This is a genomic window from Specibacter cremeus, assembly GCF_003946885.1.
In the GTDB taxonomy this organism is placed as follows: domain Bacteria; phylum Actinomycetota; class Actinomycetes; order Actinomycetales; family Micrococcaceae; genus Specibacter; species Specibacter cremeus.
On the sequence record NZ_RWKQ01000069.1, the window covers coordinates 1 to 16,467 of the forward strand.

The window sequence follows — 16,467 nt, forward strand, 5'->3', positions numbered from 1 at the left end:
CGACCCGCCGGGCCCGACTTCCCGCCGGTCGTGTAGTGCGTCCGGGAAATCGCCATATAGCAGCCAGATCACCGCAAGGCACTGGCGCGGCAACCGCGCCCTGTGCTACAAAATCAGTCGCCCTCTTGTGCCGAACCGACTGCGTGGAAATCCGCGTTAGGGCCGCCGGTGCCTGCGTCCCAGCCGACGACGCGGAGCTTGCCCGGGCCACGGAACGGCAGTGGCAGCGGGTGCAGCTCCCTGCCACCGTCCGTGAACTCGTTCTNCGACGATCAACAACGCCGCAGCGCCATCTGCTGGCACGTCTTCGACGACTGACCTGTAGCCTGCCGCCCCGACCGCACCAAATCAGGAGACATACCCTAGCGCGTGGACGGGGCGGGCACGGCCACCGGCTCGGCCACGTCCTCGATGTACCGCTTGGCGTTGATCATGACGCCGCCGGTCAGCATGACCAGCAGGCACACACCCAGCATGGCGAACGACGCGTTCCAGTTCCCCGTCGCGGCGTGCACCACGCCGAACAGCAGCGGCGCGACGCCGGCCCCGGCATAGCCGATCCCCTGGCTGAACCCGGACAGCACGGCCGCCCCGTGCGTGGTGCGCGAGCGCAGGTTCACCATGAGCAGCGCCGTCGCGAACGTGCCCTGGCCCAACCCGATGAACGTCACCCACCACCAGGTCCCGGCCGTGGGCGAGAGCAGCAGGCCCAGGTGCCCGGTCGCCCAGCACGCCGCGAACAGCAGGATGGCAAAGATCGGGTTCCGCATGCGCGGCACCCACAGCGGCACCAGCAGGCTCACCGGCAGCCCCATGATGGCGAAGTAGGCCAGCGCCGAGCCCGCCGCGGCCGTGTCCACGCCCTGCCCGGACAGGTATGGCGGCAGCCACGTGAAGTACACGTACGTCTGCGCCGAGTTGCCGGCCAGGAAGATCGCCAGGCCCCAGGCGACAGGCGAGCGCCAGGGACGGATGCGGACGGCGCCGGCGCCGGAGATGCCGACGGCAACGCCACCCGGGCCGGCGGCGGCCGGCGACGTCCCGGCGTCGTGCCTCACCCGCCGGTCCCCCGCCAACTGGACCAACCACGGCAGCAGGACCAGCAGGCTCACCGAGGACCAGACGGCGATGGAGACGCGCCAGTTGGATGCGTCGGCCACCGGCACGGCCAGTTGCGGGCTGGCGGCGGTGCCGACGGCCAGCAGCGTCACGTAGCCGGCCGTGACGACGCCGACCCGGTCGGGGAAGTATTTTTTCACCAGCGGCGGGAGCACCACGTTGCCCATCCCGTACCCGGCCATGGTGATCGCCGAACACGCCAGGAACGGCCACACAGACCCCGTCAGTGCGCGCGCCACCTGCCCGGCGACGGCCAGCAGCACCGCCGTGATGAGCACGGCCTCGAGCCCGAAGCGGCGGATCAGCACCGGCGTGCCGAGCCCGAACACGGCGAAAACGATGGGCGGCAGCATGGCCAGCAGGCCGATCGTGGCGGCGTCGAACCCGAGTTCCGGGCCGAGCGTGCCCAGCAGCGGCGGGACCACGGAGACGGCCGGACGCAGGCTGACGGCCATGACCATGATGCCCAGGAGCGCGCCGATCCGGCCGCGCCACGGTTTTCGCAGGATGGGGTTGTTCACCAACCCACCCTAGCGACGGCCGCGGGCCTCCGGCGACGGCGGGTCATTCAGTGGACGCCGCGCGCCTCCGGGTTGACGGCCTGGGCCGCCGACTGCTGCCGGCCGCTACTGGCGGAACAGCGCGCTGTACGCGTTCAGTGCCGGCTGGCCGCCGAGGTGGGCGTAGAGGACGTTGCTGGAGGCCGGGATGTCACCGGTCGTGACGAGGTCGATGAGCCCGGCCATGGACTTGCCCTCGTAGACGGGGTCGACAATCATGCCCTCGAGCGAGCCAGTGAGCCGGATCGCGTCGAGCGTGGACTGCGCCGGGATGCCGTACAGGTCCCCGGCCCAGCCCTCGAGGACGGTGATCTCGTCGTCGCGCAGCTCGCGGCCCAAGCCGATCAGCTCGGCCGTGTGCCGGGCGATGCGCGCCACCTGGGTGCGGGTCTTCTCGATGGTGGCTGAGGCGTCGATGCCGATGACGCGCCGCGGCCGGTCCTGGCCGGCGAACCCGGCGATCATGCCGGCGTGCGTGGACCCGGTGACCGTGCACACGACGATGGTGTCGAAGAAGACGCCCAGCTCCCGCTCCTGGGCCGCCACCTCGTACGCCCAGTTGGCGAAGCCGAGCCCGCCCAAGGGGTGTTCGGAGGCGCCGGCGGGGATGGGGTAGGGCTTGCCGCCGGACGCTTCGACATCGGCGATGGCCTGCTCCCAGCTGCTGCGGATGCCGATGTCGAAGCCGGCATCGTCGAGGCGGACGTCGGCCCCCATGATGCGCGAGAGCATGATGTTGCCGACCCGGTCGTTGAGCGCGTCCGGCCAGTCCACCCAGTTCTCCTGCACCAGGCGGGCCTTCAAGCCGAGCTTGGCGGCGACGGCCGCGACCTGGCGCGTGTGGTTCGACTGGTAGCCGCCGATCGACACGAGCGTGTCGGCGCCCTGGGCGAGCACGTCCGGGACGATGTACTCGAGCTTGCGCGTCTTGTTGCCGCCGAACGCCAGGCCGCTGTTGCAGTCCTCCCGCTTGGCCCAGATCCGGGCGCCGCCCAGGTGGTCGGAGAGCCGCGGCAGCGGGTGCACGGGGCTGGGCCCGAAGGTCAGCGGGTAACGGTCAAAGTCGGTGATGGCCACTTCGGATCCTTGTCGTTGCGGGGGCTCATGCGGAGGTAGGGGGTTGTCGCGGATCGCTCCACAATCCGTGCAATATATTGCATGCCAGATGTGGGGTGCTGTCAAGGGCCGCGCCCGATACGCTTGATGCCATGCCCATTCCCGCCCCGCACGGCATCCACAAGCGGTCGCTGCTGCGCGACGACGTGTACGAGTCGATTCGCAATGCGATTGTCGACGGCACACTGGCGCCGGGCGAACGCCTGCGAGACCCCGAACTGGAGGCCTGGCTGGGCGTGAGCCGGACCCCGATCAGGGAGGCGTTGTTGCGGCTGGAACGGGCCGGGCTGATCGTCGCCAGGCCAGGCCGGGCCACGATCGTGGCACCCTACGACCCGGCCTCGACCCTCAGCGCCCAGCAGGTCGTGGCCGCCATGCACGAACTGGCCGCCCGGCTGGCCGTGCCCCACCTCGACACGGCGGGCCTGGGCGCCATGGCGGCGGCGAACAACCGCTTCAGCGCGGCGCTGGCGGACGACGACGTCGATGCCGCCCTGGCGGCCGACGACGACTTCCACGCCGTGTTTGTGCACGCCTGCGGCAACGACATGATCCCCCCTGTCCTGGAGCAGGCGCTGCCCGTGCTGCGTCGCGTGGAGCGTCAGCGGTTCGGCTCGTTCGCGGCCCGGCATTCGGTGAAGCAGCACGCGGACATCATCCGGTTGGCCGGCACGGGCGACGCCGACGGCGCCGCCCTGGTCTGCCGGGAGAACTGGCTCTCGCTCGGCGATGGCCGTGCCAATGGCGCCGATCCGGGCATCGCCCCCTGACGCCGGTCGTCGATGGTGACCGTAACATCCGACGTGCCCGAGGATTTGCCGCGGCCCCGAAGCGCCGGTGCATCGTGAAAATACAGCAGGGCAAGGACCCGGGGGCCGGCTGGTCCAGCCGCGCCAATGTGCCAATCCCCGTACCGTCCGTCCACCCGACCCCTGCAGGCTGCACGGCGGAAGCGTCGCCATCGCTGGTCATGTGACAAGTCGGTGGCATCGTGAGTCACAATGAAAATCTGTCGTCACATGACGCCAGTCGGCCATGACAGGCCAGTAAAGAAATACGCGAACGCCCTTACCACCGCCGCCCGACCCGTGGTTAGGTGCAGTGACGGGGGTTACCCACACTGCCCTCGGAATCAACACGAGGATGGCCAATGACACGCAATGAAGGCTCACTCATCACCCGAATTACCGGGGCCGGGACGGCCACCGCGGTTGCCGCGGCCCTGCTGCTCGGCTCGGCGCCCGGGGCCTTGGCCGACGACCAGGCGGCAGGGTCCCTGAAAGGAATCCCCACTCCGGCCATCTACCCCACTCCCCAGTCCGTCGCCAAACAGGGAGAGGAGGTCCCGCTCAGCGGAAAGGTCACGCTGGTTGTGGGCGCGGACACGGACCCTGCCACCGTCAAGGCAGCCAAGGACGTCCTGGGCCGCGTCAGCCACAACCTGGATGTCGTCTCAGATGGCCAGAAGGTCCATGGCGGAAGCGTCATCTATCTGGGCACGCCCGCGGACAACCCCGCGGTGGGCACGGCCCTTGGCAGTCTCGGCATCGACGCCGCCCCGACCTTGGGCCACAGTGAAGGCTACGTCCTGGCCACCGGCAAGATCGGCGGCCAAAACACGGCCGTGCTGGCAGGGGCGGACAAGAGCGGCAGCTATTACGCCGTCCAGACCCTCCGCCAGGTCATCAGCGGCAAGAAAATCGCGCCCGTGCGGGTCTTGGACTGGCCGCTCATGAGCGTTCGCGGCACCGTGGAGGGTTTCTACGGAACCCCGTGGTCGCACCAGGCCCGGCTGGACCAGTTCGCGTTCTACGGCGAACAAAAAATGAACACCTACATATACTCGCCCAAGGATGACCCGCTGCTGCGGGCGCAGTGGCGCAGCCTCTACACGGGAGCCGAGCAGCAGCAGCTCAAGGAACTCATCGATACCGCCACGGCCAACCACGTGAAATTCACGTACGCGCTCTCGCCCGGCAACGACATCTGCTACTCCACCACGGCGGACCTGGACTCGACGGTGGCCAAGTTCGAGTCCCTCTACACACTGGGTGTCCGGGACTTCTACATCGCCTTGGACGACATCGCCCCCTACCTGCAGTGCGCGGCCGACAAGGCCATGTTCCCCAAGACGAATTTCCGCGGACTGGCCGACGCGCAGGCCTACTACCTGAACGCCGTCAATGCCGCGTTCATCAAGAAGCACCCCGACGTCGGCGCCCTGCAGATGGTGCCCACCAACTATGCCGGCTCCGCGGCGGACCCGTACAAGGGTGAGCTGGGCATCATGATGGACAAGGACATCCTGCTCCAATGGACCGGGGAACAGGTGGTCTCCCACCGGATCACGACGGCCAGCACCAAGGCCGCCCAGGTGACCTACGGCACGGCCGCCAACCCGCGCGGACTGTTCATCTGGGACAACTACCCCGTCAACGACTTTGCGCAGAACAGGCTTTTCCTGGCACCACTGATCGGCCGGGACAAGGACCTGTACACGGCAACGACGGGGATCACCTCGAACCCCATGATCGAGTCCTATGCGTCCCTGCCCACGTTGTTCAACTTTGCCGACTTCACCTGGAACGGCCCGGCCTACCAGCCGCGGCAGTCCATGGCCGCGGCACTGAAACTGGTCGCCGGCCCCGGGAAGGGCGCGCTCGAGTCACTGACCGCCTTCGCGGACCTGAACCAGAACTGGCAGGACGACGCGCTGACCCCCAACGCGCCGGCGCTCTCCGCCGACGTGGCCGCTTTCTGGGCCGCATACGACGCCGGGACGTTCCCAACGCGGTCGGCCCTCGCGGACCGCGCCGAACTGATCCGGCACCTGCCCAAGGACCTGGCCACGATCGCGTCGGCCGGATTCTACGCGGACGCGAGGCACTGGATCGACGCCGCCGCGAACTGGGGCGACGCCACGGCGTCGGCTCTGGACATGCTGCGGGCCGTGAAGGACGACAACGGCGCCGCCGTCGTCGTCGCGCGCCTGAGGCTGAACGCCGCGGTCACGGCGGCCGGCGCGGCAACGCAGCCGACCCACGACCAGGGCCTGCTGGTGCCGAAGGTGGGCGACGGCGTCTTCCAGTCGTTCATCGCCAAGGCCAAGTCCTTGGCGGACGCCTGGCTGGGCGCCGTGCCGGTGGCCGGTTCGGCCCCGAAGGCCGTGACCAGCTTCGCGCCGTACGGCAACAACACGGCGGACAAAATGTTCGACGGCGACACCGGAACGATATTCTGGACCAATTCCACGCCGAGCGTGGGCTCAACCATTGGCGCGGACTATGGCGCACCCATCAGCATTTCCAAGGTGTTGATCCAGCAGTCCGATTCGGACACCACGCTGGCCGACATGATGTACCACGCCACGTTGCAGTACTCCGTCGACGGCACCACGTGGACCGACGCCGGCACGTTCGACAACGCACCGGTCATCAGCGCAACCTTCGCCACCCCCGTCACGGCGCGGTACGTCCGGATCAAGGCCTCGGCCGTGAATCCGGCCGGGCAGTGGGTCAAGATCCGCGAGTTCACCGTCAGCACGGTCCCGGCGGGGGTGTCGTCCACCATCGCCGCGGCCGCCGGGACCACGTTGGCCGATGCCGTGGACGGGCGGGTGGATACCGCCTGGCAGGGCGCCCGCCCGGCCGTCGGCGGCGACAACGTCACCCAGGTTTTCGACGCCCGGGTGCTGCCGTCGGTCACCGTCATCGGCGCGGTCACCGGCACCGTGCAGGTCCAACGTGCCGGCGTGTGGGTGAATGCCGGGACACTCCTGTCCGGTTACACGAAGGTCACGGTGGGCGGCGCGCCCGTTTCGGGTGTCCGGCTCGTCCTTGACGGCGGGCCGGCCCCGGTGATCAACGAGATCATCCTGGCCCCGCAGTAGGCACAAGGCCGGCAGCCGCCGTCGTCCATGGTTTTCCAACGGGCGACGGCGGCTGCCGGAATTACTCATCTAGGATTGAGGGAGGCCCGCCCGGGGCCGCACGGCACCGAGGACCAGTCATGAACACCACCGAGTTGGGGGCCGCCATTCGCAGGCGGCGGCGGGCCCTGGAGCTGACGCAGGATGAGACGGCCGAACTCGCCGACGTCTCCACCCGGGTGCTCAGCGACCTGGAGAACGGCCGGGCCACCGTGCGGCTGGACATCCTGCTGGGCGTCGCCGATGCACTGGGCCTGGACATCGCCCTGACCGTGCGGGCGCATTCGTGAACCCGGAGGATGCGAAGCGGGTCCCGCGGGCCATCGTGTACAAGAACGGCGTGCCGGCGGCGACGATCGAGCGCAACGCCCATGCCGGCGTCGTCTTCGCCTACCTGCCCGACTACGTCACCGACGGCAGGGCGGCCGTTGCGTCCACGCTGCCCGTCCTCAACGTCCCCGTCACGCTGGGCCACGGCGTGGTGCCCGCCTACTTTGCCGGGCTCCTGCCGGAGGGCCCGCAGCTGGCCAAGCTGCGCTGGACCGTCAAGACCACGCTGGCGGACGAGCTCTCGCTGCTCATCGCCGCCGGCGCGGACCCGGTCGGCAACGTCCAGATCGTGCCGGCCGGCGAGCTGCCGCCGGCCCCGGGCGAGACGCCGCCGGCGGCCGCCCTGCCCGAACGGATCGAGGAGGTCCGCTTCGCCGACCTCGTCTCCGACGCCGCGCCGCTGGACCGCCGCGCCGTGCCGGGAGTCCAGCCGAAGGTCTCGGCCACGTGGGCCGGCAACGCCCCGGCCCGTCCGGGGCGGGCCCTGCCGCCGCGCGACTACATCCTGAAGCTGAATCCGGCGGACCGGCCCTACCTGGTCGAGGACGAACACCGGCTCGCCGCCCTGGCCGCCGACCTGGGAATCCGCACGGCCGGCCCGCTGCTTGTGCGCGACGGCGCCGGCGCCCCGGGCCTGCTGGTGCCCCGCTTCGACCGGGCCGCCGGGGTCCGGCTGGCTGTCGAGGACGGCGCCCAATTGCTCGGCATCACCCCGGCGAAGAAGCGCTCCGTGCCGGCCGAGGGGGTCGCCATGGCGGCCATCCGGATGTGCGCGGCCGGCAAACTGGCCGGGCGCGCCCTGCTGCTGCAGTTCCTGTTCGCCTGGCTGACCGGCAACGGCAACCTGCATGCCAAGAACGTCTCGGTGGTCCAGCACGAGTCCGGCGAGTGGTTCCTCGCCCCGGCCTACGACCTGCAGTGCACGCTGGCGCAGGACGTGGAGGAGGGCCTGGCCGCCGGCATCCCGGGCGGCATCCCGACGGACCTGCCCGACGACCACCGCTCCCAGGATCCCGGCATGGCCTTGACCCTGGGCCGGAAGTCCACGGCGTTGACGGGCACCGACTGGCTGCGCTTCGCCCGGACGCTGAACCTGCCGGACAGGCTGGCCCACTCCTGCATGGCGCGGGTCCTCGAGGCGACGGCCGTGACCCCCGCCGACCTGCCGTATGAGCGCGAGGTGAGTGCCGGCGTCGTCCGCGTCCTCAACGCCCGGCGCGCGGCCATGGCGCGCTAGGACCACGCTGGGGAAACTATGGACGTTTACTGACAAAATGACGGTAAAATGTCCGTATGCCACGAATAGCCGCCCCGACGAATGCGGCGCAGCGCGAGCAGACGCAGCGCAAGATCCTCGACGCCTTCGGCGACCTCCTGTTCACCCACGGGCTGCCCGGGCTCACCATGACGGACGTCGCGCGCAGGGCCGGTGTGGGACGCACCGCCGTCTACAACTACTTCAACGACCTCGAACAGCTGCTCGTGGCGTACGCCCTCGATGAGACCGGCCGGTTCCTGACGGACCTGAAAACGGACCTGGCCACGCTGGAGAACCCGGTGGACCAGCTGGCGCTGTACGTGCGCGTGCAGATCGAGGACCTGGCCCGCCGCCACCTGCCGCCGGGGCCGGCCATGCGCTCTGTGCTCTCCAGCGAGTCGTTCGAGAAGCTGGCCGTGCACGTGGGCGAACTGAATTCGCTGCTGACCGATATCCTGCGCGCCGGCATCGACCAGCGGTTCCTGCCCGAGGGCAACATCGACGACCTGGCCCAGCTGATCCACGGCTCGCTCACCGCGCGCGCCAGCCGGCCCGACGCCGAGGCCCCGGACGAGGCCCAGATCGCCGCCGCCGTGCGCTTCATCCAGGCCGGGGTCGGGGCGAAGTTCGACGACGGCGGGCGGCCCCTGCGGTTGGGCTAACCTGCCTTGGGCGTGGCGGCCGGCGTCGTGGGCGGCGGGCTCATCCGCGGGCACGACAACACGCCCGGCTTCGTGTTGACCTCCTTGGCCGGGACCAGCTGGCGGAAGTCGCTGGTCAGGTAGACGTCCACCGTGGCGTCGGCACGGTGGTCCGCCACATACTCGGTGCCGAGGATGTTGCGCTGGATGTTGAACGCGGCGCCCTGGCCGACCGGACCGGAGACGACCACGGCCGTCCCGGTGTAGTCGGTGCGGCTGTTGGCGATCTTCTTGACCTGGTAGCCGCGTTTCTTCAGCTCGGCCGCGACCGTGCCGGCCAGGCCCTCCTGGTAGGTGGAGTTGTAGACATTGACGGTCACGGTCTTGTTCGGCAGGTACTTGTGCGTGGCGGCCGGGCACGTCGGCGCGGGGGTGGGCGAGCTGTTTCCGAACGCCAACTTGATGTCGCCGCGGTTGATGAGAACGGCCAGCACGACCCCGGCGACCACCATGGCCACCAGCACGAACAACGTGACGCCGTGCGTGAGCTGGTGACGGAACCGGACCGGGTTGTCCTCCGCCGGATCGACCTCGGGGAACGCCTCGGCCAGCGACTCGGCGTCGACCACGTGGTGGCCGCGGAACACGGACACGTCAGTGTTCCGCTTCCGGGCCAGCTTGGCCTCGAACTTCTCGTCCTTGAGCTGGCGTTTGGTCTCCCGCCGCAGGTGCCGGGCCTGCGCGGTGGTGAGCGCCTGCTCGTCCCCGGGCCCGCCGACCTCAGTCATCCAACACCAGCACGCGGGCGTGCAGGATGGTGCGCTGGTGCAGGGCGGTCCGCACGGCCCGGTGCAGGCCGTCCTCCAGGTACAGGGTGTCGTGCCATTGCACGACGTGCGGGAACAGGTCGCCGAAGAACGTGGAGTCCTCCGCGAGCAACGCCTCAAGGTCGAGCGTCGACTTCGTCGTGACCAGATCGGCCAGACGCACCTGCCGCGGCGGCACCGCCGACCAGTCCTTCGGCGTCTCGTATCCGTGCGCCGGGTAGGGGCGCCCATCACCCACTGCTTTGAAGATCACCATCACAGCCTATGGAATATGCCCCGCGGATGCCGGGAATCCGGGCCGTGGGCGGCGGGTGTTGCGAAATGGTTACCTGCGAGGTGGCAGGTGGCAGCCCGGATTTGGGATCATGGGTCATGACCCTTACGACCCCGCCGCTGGCCCTGTTGCTCGACGTCGACGGGCCGATCGCCAGTCCGGTGACCCGCACCGTGCCGGCACCGATCATCGCCGACCTGATCGCCCTGGTCGCGGCCGGGATCCCCGTCATCTTCAATACGGGCCGCTCCGACGCGTTCATCGCGGCGCAGCTCATGGCGCCCATGATCGCGGCCGGGCTGCCGGGGGATGCGGTGGTGCACGCCATCTGCGAGAAGGGTGCCGTCTGGTTCGATTTCACGGCCGACGGCGCCGGACCCGTCCACGTGGATCACGACCTGGCCGTGCCGGCCGCGTATGGCGACGACGTCCGTGGGCTCGTCGCCCGGGACTACGCGGACCACATGTTCTTCGACGAGACGAAGCGCGCCATGGTCTCCGTGGAGCAGCGTGTTGACGTCGCCAATGCCGACTACCGCGGCGAGCAGGCACGGTTCGACGTCGACGCCATGGCCCTCATGTCCAAGCACGGGCTCGGCGCGACCCGGCTGGACCACCACGTCCCCGATTCCGATGACGGGGTCGATTACCGGGTGGACCCGACCATCATCGCCACGGACATCGAGTCCGTCCGCCTGGGCAAGGACCTGGGCGCCAGCCGGGCCGTGGAGATGCTCGCCGCCCGCGGCATCACGCCCGCCGCCTGGCGCACCATGGGGGATTCACGCACCGACTATGCCATGGCCGACTGGCTCCATGACCGGGACCACGAGGTCAAGCATGTGGATGTCCGGCCCGCCGACGGCATCCCGGTGAAACCGTATTCGGTGCTGACGGCGGCCGACCTGGGGCTGGGTGAGGACGTGATCCACGACGACGCGGGCGCCGCGTTCCTGCACGCCTGGCTGGACGCCGTGGCCGGCTGAGCGGCTGCTCACATACGGGGCGTTTCCGTGCGACGCCCCCTCGCCGCCTGACCGCCGCCGACGATTGAGCCTGTCGGTGATTGAGCCTGTCAAAATCCCGGGTCCCGGCAAGCCGGGTCTCGACAGGCTCGACCAGCGGTGGTCGAGCCTGTCGAGACCTGCGCCCGTTTCCGCTTTCTGCCACCGATGCACGGGTAGCAGAAAGCGGAAACGGGCGCATTTTTCGCCGCTGAACTGCTGGCGTGGTCGGTGCGGAGCCGGCGTTGATCATGCGGGTTCCTTCGCGGCGTGGATGAGCGGTGTGGGGGTTGGGTTCGGTGTCCGGGAGGCCGCGCGTCGGGCGGTGATCGCGGCCGGCACGATCAGGGCGAGCGCGACGCCCAGGCAGAGGGCGAGCAGGATGCTGCCGGCGGTGAGGGCGGCGCTGACATGGCCGGCGAGGGCGGCCCGGGCGGGGCCGTCCCCGGTTCCGGCCGCGGCTGTGACCAGGATGCCCAGGCCGAGGCTGCTGCCCAGCTGATGAGCCGTGTTCACGAGGCCGGAGGCCGCCCCGGCGTCCTTGGCGGTGACGCGGGCGATGCCGGCCGAGGTCAGGGGCGCGAACGCGAGTCCCTGGCCGATGCCCAGCAGCACCATCGGCAGCGCAACGCCCGTCAGGTACGGGCTGTTGACGTCCAGCCGGCCCAGCCACACCATGCCGGCCAGCGTCACGGCAACCCCGGCGGCCAGCAACGCCGCGTTGCCAAACCGCGCCGTCAACTTCAGGATGGCCATGGCCACGGCGAAGTTGACCACCGTCATGAGGAAGAAGGCGAAGCCGGCCTGCAGCGGGTTGAAGCGGAGGACTTCCTGCAGGAACTGGGTGGTGAAGTAGAAGAATCCGATCATCGCCCCCATGTACAGCAGGCGGGCCGCGTAGGCGCCGGAGCGTTCCCGGCTGGCAAGGAGCCGCAACGGCATGATCGGCTGATCGGCCCGCCACTCGTTGGCCACGAACAACGCCAGCAATACGATGCCGGCCCCGAACGCGGCGATGGTCGCCGGTGCGCCCCATCCGGCGTCGGCCGAGCTGATGATGCCGAAGACCAGCCCGCCCATGCCCAGGGTGGCGGTGATCGCGCCGACGACGTCGAAACGTCCGGACGTCCGTTGGCTTTCCGCCAGGTACCGCGGCGCCAGGATGATCATGGCAAGGCCGATGGGCACGTTGATGAAGAACCCGGCCCGCCAGGAGATCCAATGGGCCAACGCGCCGCCGATCACGAGTCCCAGGCTGGCGCCGATGCCGGCGGTGGCCCCGTACCAGGCGACGGCCCGCGTGCGGTCGCGCCCCGGCGGGAAGCTCGCCGTGAGCAGGGACAGCGACGACGGCGCGACGATCGCGGCGCCAATCCCCTGCAGGGCACGGGCGCCGATCAACCACCACCCGGCCGGCGCCAGCCCGATCAGCAGCGACGCCGTGGCGAAGACGGCCAGGCCAAACACGAACACGCGACGGCGGCCCAGCAGATCCCCGGCGCGGGCGCCCAAAAGCAGCAACCCGCCGAAGACGAGGGTGTAGGCGTCCTGAACCCAGGCCAGGGCGGTTGTTGAATACCCCATGTCGGCCTGGATGCCGGGCAGGCCGGTGAAGATGATCGAGTTGTCGAGCAGGATCATGAAGTAGCTGACAAGGATGATCGTCAGGATCACGCTGCCGTGGACGGCGCCGGTGGACGTGCGGGACATGCGGTGACTTCTTTCCGGGGGTGTTACGCGACTGCCGGCCGGGCACCAAGGTGACGGCCCGGCGTCGTACTTTAGGGGCGGACAAGCTTTAGGGCCGGACAAGGACCTTGAGCGCCTCGCGGCTGTCCATGGCACGGTAGCCGTCGGGCACCTCGTCGAGGCCGATGGTGCGATCGAAGACCCGGCCCGGGTTGATGGTGCCGTCAAGGACGTCCGGCAGGAGTTCGTCAATGTAGGCGCGCGCGGGTGCCGGACCGCCGGTGAGGGTGATGTTGGGCCCGAACAGGCTGCCGAAGCCGATGGGGGCCTCCTCGTATTGGGGGACGCCGACGCGGCTGATGGTGCCGCCGGGGCGGACGACGCCGACCGCCTGCCGGTACGCCTCCCGGTAGCCGACGGCCTCAAGCACCGTGTGGGTGCCATGCCCGCCGGTGAGGTCGCGGACCTTGGCGATGCCCTCCTCGCCGCGCTCGGCGACGACGTCGGTGGCACCGAACTCGACACCGAGGTCGGTGCGGTCCTGGTGGCGGCCCATGAGGATGATGCGTTCGGCGCCGAGCCGTTTGGCCGACAGGACGGCCATGAGCCCGACGGCGCCGTCGCCGATCACCGTGACAGTGGTCCGTGAATTCACGCCCGCACTCTTGGCGGCGTGGTGGCCGGTGCCCAGCACATCCGAGAGCGTCAGCAGGGACGGCAGGAGCGCGGGATCCTCACCCGATGGCACCTTGACGAGGGTGCCGTCGGCCAGCGGCACACGCACCGCTTCCGCCTGGCCTCCGCCGACGCCGTTCCCGTTGTTCCAGAATCCGCCGTGCAGGCACGAGGTCTGCAACCCATCCCGGCAGAACTCGCAGGTGCCGTCGGACCAGGCGAACGGGGCGATGACGAAGTCGCCCTTGGTGAGGGTGGCGACCGCCGGGCCCACCTCCTCAACGACGCCGATGAACTCGTGGCCCATCGAGGTCCCCTCGGGGGTGGCCGGCAGGTTGTGGTAGGGGTGCAGGTCGCTGCCGCAGATGCACGAATTCACGACGCGCACGATCGCATCCGTCGGTTGCTGCAGCACCGGGTCCGGGACCGTCACGATCCGGACGTCGCCGGCGCCGTACATATAGGTTGCTCGCATGGTGTCCATTCCTGGTTGTGGGGAGTCGATACCGGCGCGGAGGGCGTTCCACCAGGCCGGTCCTTCCATTGAAGACGGCCGGCGGGGCGCGTGGGAGTGCCGGCTGTTACAGGTAATGACAGTGCCTCCCTCCACCGCACGGCCCGGCGTACGGTGGATCGCATGGACCACCAAACCGAGATCCGCGAGTTCCTGACCACTCGCCGTGCCGGGATCACCCCCGAACAGGCCGGCCTGCCGGCCTACGGCGGGAATCGTCGGGTGAAGGGGCTGCGCCGCGAGGAAGTCTCCCTCCTCGCCGGTGTGAGCATCGACTACTACGTGCGCATGGAACGGGGCAACCTGGCCGGGGTGTCGGACAACGTACTCGAGGCCGTTGCCCGGGCACTGCAACTGGACGACGCGGAACGCGATCACCTGTTCGACCTGGCGCGCAAGTCCGTGGCGGCACCGCCGTCACGACGGCGTCCGGCGCCGAGGCAGGTGCGTCAGCCGATCCAGCAGGTGCTTGACGCGATCACCGACGCCCCCGCGTGGGTGCGCAACGCACGGCACGACCACCTGGCGGCCAACCCCTTGGCCCGCGCCCTGTACGCGCCCCTGCTCGCAGACCCCCGCCGGCCACCGAACACGGCGCGTTTCGTGTACCTCGACCCGGCCTCCAGGGAGTTCTTCCCCGACTGGGACCGCGCCGCCGACGACATTGCCGCGATGCTCCGCTCCGAGGCCGGGAAGAATCCTTTTGACCAGGCCCTCACGGACTTGATCGGGGAACTGTCCACGCGCAGCGAGGACTTCCGGCAGCGCTGGGCCGCGCACAACGTGCGCTTCCACCGCACCGGATTCAAGAAGCTCCACCACCCGATCGTGGGCGACCTGGAGCTGAACTTCGAGGCCATGGAGTTCCCGTCGGACCCGGGCCTCACCCTCCTCGTGTACACGGCACCGCAAGGAACGCCAACGGCTGACGCCTTGAAACTCCTCGCCAGCTGGGCGAGCACCCAAGACCAACTCGATCAACACCAGGCGGCCGGCGAATCCGTCACCGCCTCGAACAAGGATTAGGAATGCAGATCATCCCCAAGACACCGACCACCAAAGGTCCGACCGACATGTTCACCGGGGACGTCCACTTCGACGTCATCGCCGCCGGCGTTGCCCCCTCGCGCCTGCGCGTCAACATCGTCCGGTTCGCGCCCGGCGCCCGCACCGCTTGGCACCGCCACGCCAATGGCCAGACCCTCCACGTCACCGACGGTCGCGGACTCGTTCAATCCCGCGGCGGCGAGGTCGTCCAAATGCGACCCGGCGACACCGTCTACACGCCGCCCGGCGAATGGCACTGGCACGGCGCCGCCCCCGAACATTTCATGGCCCACCTGGCAATGTGGGAATCGCTCGCAGAGGGCCAGGAGGGCCCGGAGACCGAATGGGGCAAGCACGTCACCGACGACGAATACCGCACGCGCCAACCCTGAATTGTCGCACCAGCCGAAAACCGCCCCTGGGCGTACCACAAGAACCCCGGCCTACGAATGCAGACCGGGGTTCTCGTGTTGCTGGCGGAGGATGGGGGATTTGAACCCCCGAGGGCGTTAACCCAACACGCGTTCCAGGCGTGCGCCATAGGCCGCTAGGCGAATCCTCCAGCTTGCCGCGCTGAACACGGCAGGTTCAAGAGTACCCGACGGAATGCCGATCGCACGAATCGGGCGCCCTGGTCCGGGTGCCGGCAACATCCGGGCAGAAAATAAGGGTAGTGAGGCCCCGTTCAAGCCCCGCTACCCTCATTTCCCGTGTGGTCCATCGGAAGGCAGACCGTTTCATGTGCGTCCAACGCCGAGGCGTCGAGCGCTGGGATCCGTGGCGGTGCTCCCTCCGCGCCGGTTCCCTGATTCTACTTTACAACATTGTCATCAAGTCGTGACAGGTGCCGCGTAACATTTTGCCGATCGGTCCAGCCGAACGGAACGGGCAGGCTAGGCCGTTACCGCCTGGGCCTGCAGGGCGGCCGTGACGAATCCGGCCAGGGCGAACACGATGGCAAAAACCCACAACAACACCTGCTGTCCGGCGTGTCCGCGCTGGCGGACCGAGCTGTTCGTGGAGAACACCTCAATCCGCACCAGGGCCGTGATGGTGCAGGCGAATGCCAGGGCCCAGAAGACCCATTCCAAGATTCCGTACCAGCCATGCCACTGCCACATGATTCCCTCACTTCCCGCGATCGGCCCCGCGGGCCGCGTGCGCGATCCATGGCCTCCCCGGGCCGGGCCCGGGAATGCCCGCCATGGAAGCGAACGTACCACCGGGACCCGGCAATTGGTACCGCCCGCGCAACCCGTCGCGGGGCACGGCCGGTTCTGCCGCCGTCACAAAGTCGGGTAAGCTGTTTCCCGGCCCCTCATGTGGCGTCATCCTGTGAACTCCCCCAGGACCGGAAGGTAGCAAGGGTAAGCGGGCTCTGGCGGGTGCATGAGGGGTCTTTACATTGTCCACAGGTCCGCCCGGGTGTGCGTCAGATTTGTAGGTAGTTGCGTCCGGTAACGGTTTTGTGGCTGTGGGCGGCGG

At 69.1% G+C, this 16,467-nt stretch carries 15 protein-coding genes, 1 tRNA gene and 1 other RNA gene; 9 read left to right on the forward strand and 8 right to left on the reverse strand.

Annotation, left to right across the window (positions count from 1 at the left end):
- Positions 1–362: 362 nt before the first annotated feature.
- Together EJC77_RS19150 and EJC77_RS19155 are read right to left on the reverse strand one after the other, a co-directional pair.
- A complete protein-coding gene (locus EJC77_RS19150; RefSeq protein ID WP_240630376.1) occupies positions 363–1,640 on the reverse strand; it encodes an MFS transporter in 1,278 nt (425 codons plus the stop codon).
- Positions 1,641–1,745: 105 nt separating this feature from the next.
- Positions 1,746–2,756 (reverse strand): 1-aminocyclopropane-1-carboxylate deaminase, encoded by a 1,011-nt coding sequence (locus EJC77_RS19155; protein ID WP_125616550.1) that lies wholly within the window; start codon positions 2,754–2,756, stop codon positions 1,746–1,748.
- A 131-nt stretch (positions 2,757–2,887) separates the two neighbouring features.
- On the opposite strand from EJC77_RS19155, the gene EJC77_RS19160 reads away from it, so the two are divergent.
- The 5 genes from EJC77_RS19160 to EJC77_RS19180 all read left to right on the forward strand — a co-directional run bounded on the left by EJC77_RS19160 (position 2,888) and on the right by EJC77_RS19180 (position 8,973).
- Complete coding sequence (locus EJC77_RS19160; protein WP_125616553.1) at positions 2,888–3,565, forward strand: GntR family transcriptional regulator; 678 nt, start codon at positions 2,888–2,890, stop codon at positions 3,563–3,565.
- A 380-nt stretch (positions 3,566–3,945) separates the two neighbouring features.
- Positions 3,946–6,684 carry a glycoside hydrolase family 84 protein gene (locus EJC77_RS19165; protein ID WP_125616556.1) on the forward strand — a complete coding sequence of 913 codons (2,739 nt, stop codon included), beginning with the start codon at positions 3,946–3,948 and terminating at the stop codon, positions 6,682–6,684.
- A gap of 119 nt (positions 6,685–6,803) precedes the next feature.
- The gene (locus tag EJC77_RS19170) at positions 6,804–7,013 is read left to right on the forward strand and encodes a helix-turn-helix domain-containing protein (RefSeq protein WP_164520492.1); all 210 of its coding nucleotides are present in this window, start codon (positions 6,804–6,806) and stop codon (positions 7,011–7,013) included.
- On the forward strand, positions 7,010–8,290 hold the full coding sequence (locus tag EJC77_RS19175; protein WP_125616559.1) for a type II toxin-antitoxin system HipA family toxin: 1,281 nt from the start codon (positions 7,010–7,012) through the stop codon (positions 8,288–8,290). The genes EJC77_RS19170 and EJC77_RS19175 overlap by 4 nt, the downstream gene beginning before the upstream one ends.
- Before the next feature lie 56 nt (positions 8,291–8,346).
- Positions 8,347–8,973, forward strand: a complete 627-nt coding sequence (locus EJC77_RS19180) for a TetR/AcrR family transcriptional regulator (RefSeq protein WP_125616562.1) — start codon at positions 8,347–8,349, stop codon at positions 8,971–8,973.
- On the opposite strand, the gene EJC77_RS19185 is transcribed toward EJC77_RS19180, so the two are convergent.
- Together EJC77_RS19185 and EJC77_RS19190 are read right to left on the reverse strand one after the other, a co-directional pair.
- Complete coding sequence (locus EJC77_RS19185) at positions 8,970–9,740, reverse strand: LytR C-terminal domain-containing protein (RefSeq protein ID WP_125616565.1); 771 nt, start codon at positions 9,738–9,740, stop codon at positions 8,970–8,972. The two genes, EJC77_RS19180 and EJC77_RS19185, sit on opposite strands and share 4 nt — an antisense overlap.
- Positions 9,733–10,032, reverse strand: coding sequence for a type II toxin-antitoxin system VapB family antitoxin (locus tag EJC77_RS19190; protein ID WP_205787517.1), 300 nt, complete (start codon positions 10,030–10,032; stop codon positions 9,733–9,735). The genes EJC77_RS19185 and EJC77_RS19190 overlap by 8 nt, the downstream gene beginning before the upstream one ends.
- Positions 10,033–10,151: 119 nt before the next feature.
- Here EJC77_RS19190 and EJC77_RS19195 point away from each other — a divergent pair, with 119 nt between their 5' ends.
- A complete protein-coding gene (locus EJC77_RS19195; RefSeq protein ID WP_125616568.1) occupies positions 10,152–11,039 on the forward strand; it encodes a hypothetical protein in 888 nt (295 codons plus the stop codon).
- A gap of 267 nt (positions 11,040–11,306) precedes the next feature.
- Here the strand turns inward: EJC77_RS19195 and EJC77_RS19200 are convergent, their stop codons facing one another.
- A complete protein-coding gene (locus EJC77_RS19200) occupies positions 11,307–12,767 on the reverse strand; it encodes an MFS transporter (RefSeq protein WP_125616571.1) in 1,461 nt (486 codons plus the stop codon).
- 88 nt (positions 12,768–12,855) lie between these two features.
- On the reverse strand, positions 12,856–13,896 hold the full coding sequence (locus tag EJC77_RS19205) for a zinc-dependent alcohol dehydrogenase family protein (RefSeq protein WP_125616574.1): 1,041 nt from the start codon (positions 13,894–13,896) through the stop codon (positions 12,856–12,858).
- A 162-nt stretch (positions 13,897–14,058) separates the two neighbouring features.
- Between EJC77_RS19205 and EJC77_RS19210 the strand changes: the two genes are divergently transcribed.
- Both EJC77_RS19210 and EJC77_RS19215 read left to right on the forward strand, forming a co-directional pair.
- Positions 14,059–14,961, forward strand: coding sequence for a helix-turn-helix transcriptional regulator (locus tag EJC77_RS19210; RefSeq protein ID WP_125616577.1), 903 nt, complete (start codon positions 14,059–14,061; stop codon positions 14,959–14,961).
- Between the two features lie 2 nt (positions 14,962–14,963).
- Positions 14,964–15,374, forward strand: coding sequence for a (R)-mandelonitrile lyase (locus EJC77_RS19215; RefSeq protein WP_125616580.1), 411 nt, complete (start codon positions 14,964–14,966; stop codon positions 15,372–15,374).
- Positions 15,375–15,456: 82 nt separating this feature from the next.
- On the opposite strand, the gene EJC77_RS19220 is transcribed toward EJC77_RS19215, so the two are convergent.
- Both EJC77_RS19220 and EJC77_RS19225 read right to left on the reverse strand, forming a co-directional pair.
- Positions 15,457–15,544: transfer RNA gene (locus tag EJC77_RS19220), tRNA-Ser, on the reverse strand.
- A 331-nt stretch (positions 15,545–15,875) separates the two neighbouring features.
- A complete protein-coding gene (locus EJC77_RS19225; protein ID WP_125616583.1) occupies positions 15,876–16,103 on the reverse strand; it encodes a hypothetical protein in 228 nt (75 codons plus the stop codon).
- Positions 16,104–16,291: 188 nt separating this feature from the next.
- Between EJC77_RS19225 and ffs the strand changes: the two genes are divergently transcribed.
- Positions 16,292–16,387, forward strand: an RNA gene (gene ffs / locus EJC77_RS19230) — signal recognition particle sRNA small type.
- The last annotated feature ends 80 nt before the right edge of the window (positions 16,388–16,467 follow it).

Coding starts and splice junctions, on each gene's coding strand:
- EJC77_RS19160 (WP_125616553.1), top strand. CDS start 2,888: ATGCCCATTCCCGCCCCGCACGGCATCCACAAGCGGTCGCTGCTGCGC.
- EJC77_RS19165 (WP_125616556.1), top strand. CDS start 3,946: ATGACACGCAATGAAGGCTCACTCATCACCCGAATTACCGGGGCCGGG.
- EJC77_RS19170 (WP_164520492.1), top strand. CDS start 6,804: ATGAACACCACCGAGTTGGGGGCCGCCATTCGCAGGCGGCGGCGGGCC.
- EJC77_RS19180 (WP_125616562.1), top strand. CDS start 8,347: ATGCCACGAATAGCCGCCCCGACGAATGCGGCGCAGCGCGAGCAGACG.
- EJC77_RS19185 (WP_125616565.1), bottom strand. CDS start 9,740: ATGACTGAGGTCGGCGGGCCCGGGGACGAGCAGGCGCTCACCACCGCG.
- EJC77_RS19195 (WP_125616568.1), top strand. CDS start 10,152: ATGACCCTTACGACCCCGCCGCTGGCCCTGTTGCTCGACGTCGACGGG.
- EJC77_RS19200 (WP_125616571.1), bottom strand. CDS start 12,767: ATGTCCCGCACGTCCACCGGCGCCGTCCACGGCAGCGTGATCCTGACG.
- EJC77_RS19205 (WP_125616574.1), bottom strand. CDS start 13,896: ATGCGAGCAACCTATATGTACGGCGCCGGCGACGTCCGGATCGTGACG.
- EJC77_RS19210 (WP_125616577.1), top strand. CDS start 14,059: ATGGACCACCAAACCGAGATCCGCGAGTTCCTGACCACTCGCCGTGCC.
- EJC77_RS19215 (WP_125616580.1), top strand. CDS start 14,964: ATGCAGATCATCCCCAAGACACCGACCACCAAAGGTCCGACCGACATG.
- EJC77_RS19225 (WP_125616583.1), bottom strand. CDS start 16,103: ATGTGGCAGTGGCATGGCTGGTACGGAATCTTGGAATGGGTCTTCTGG.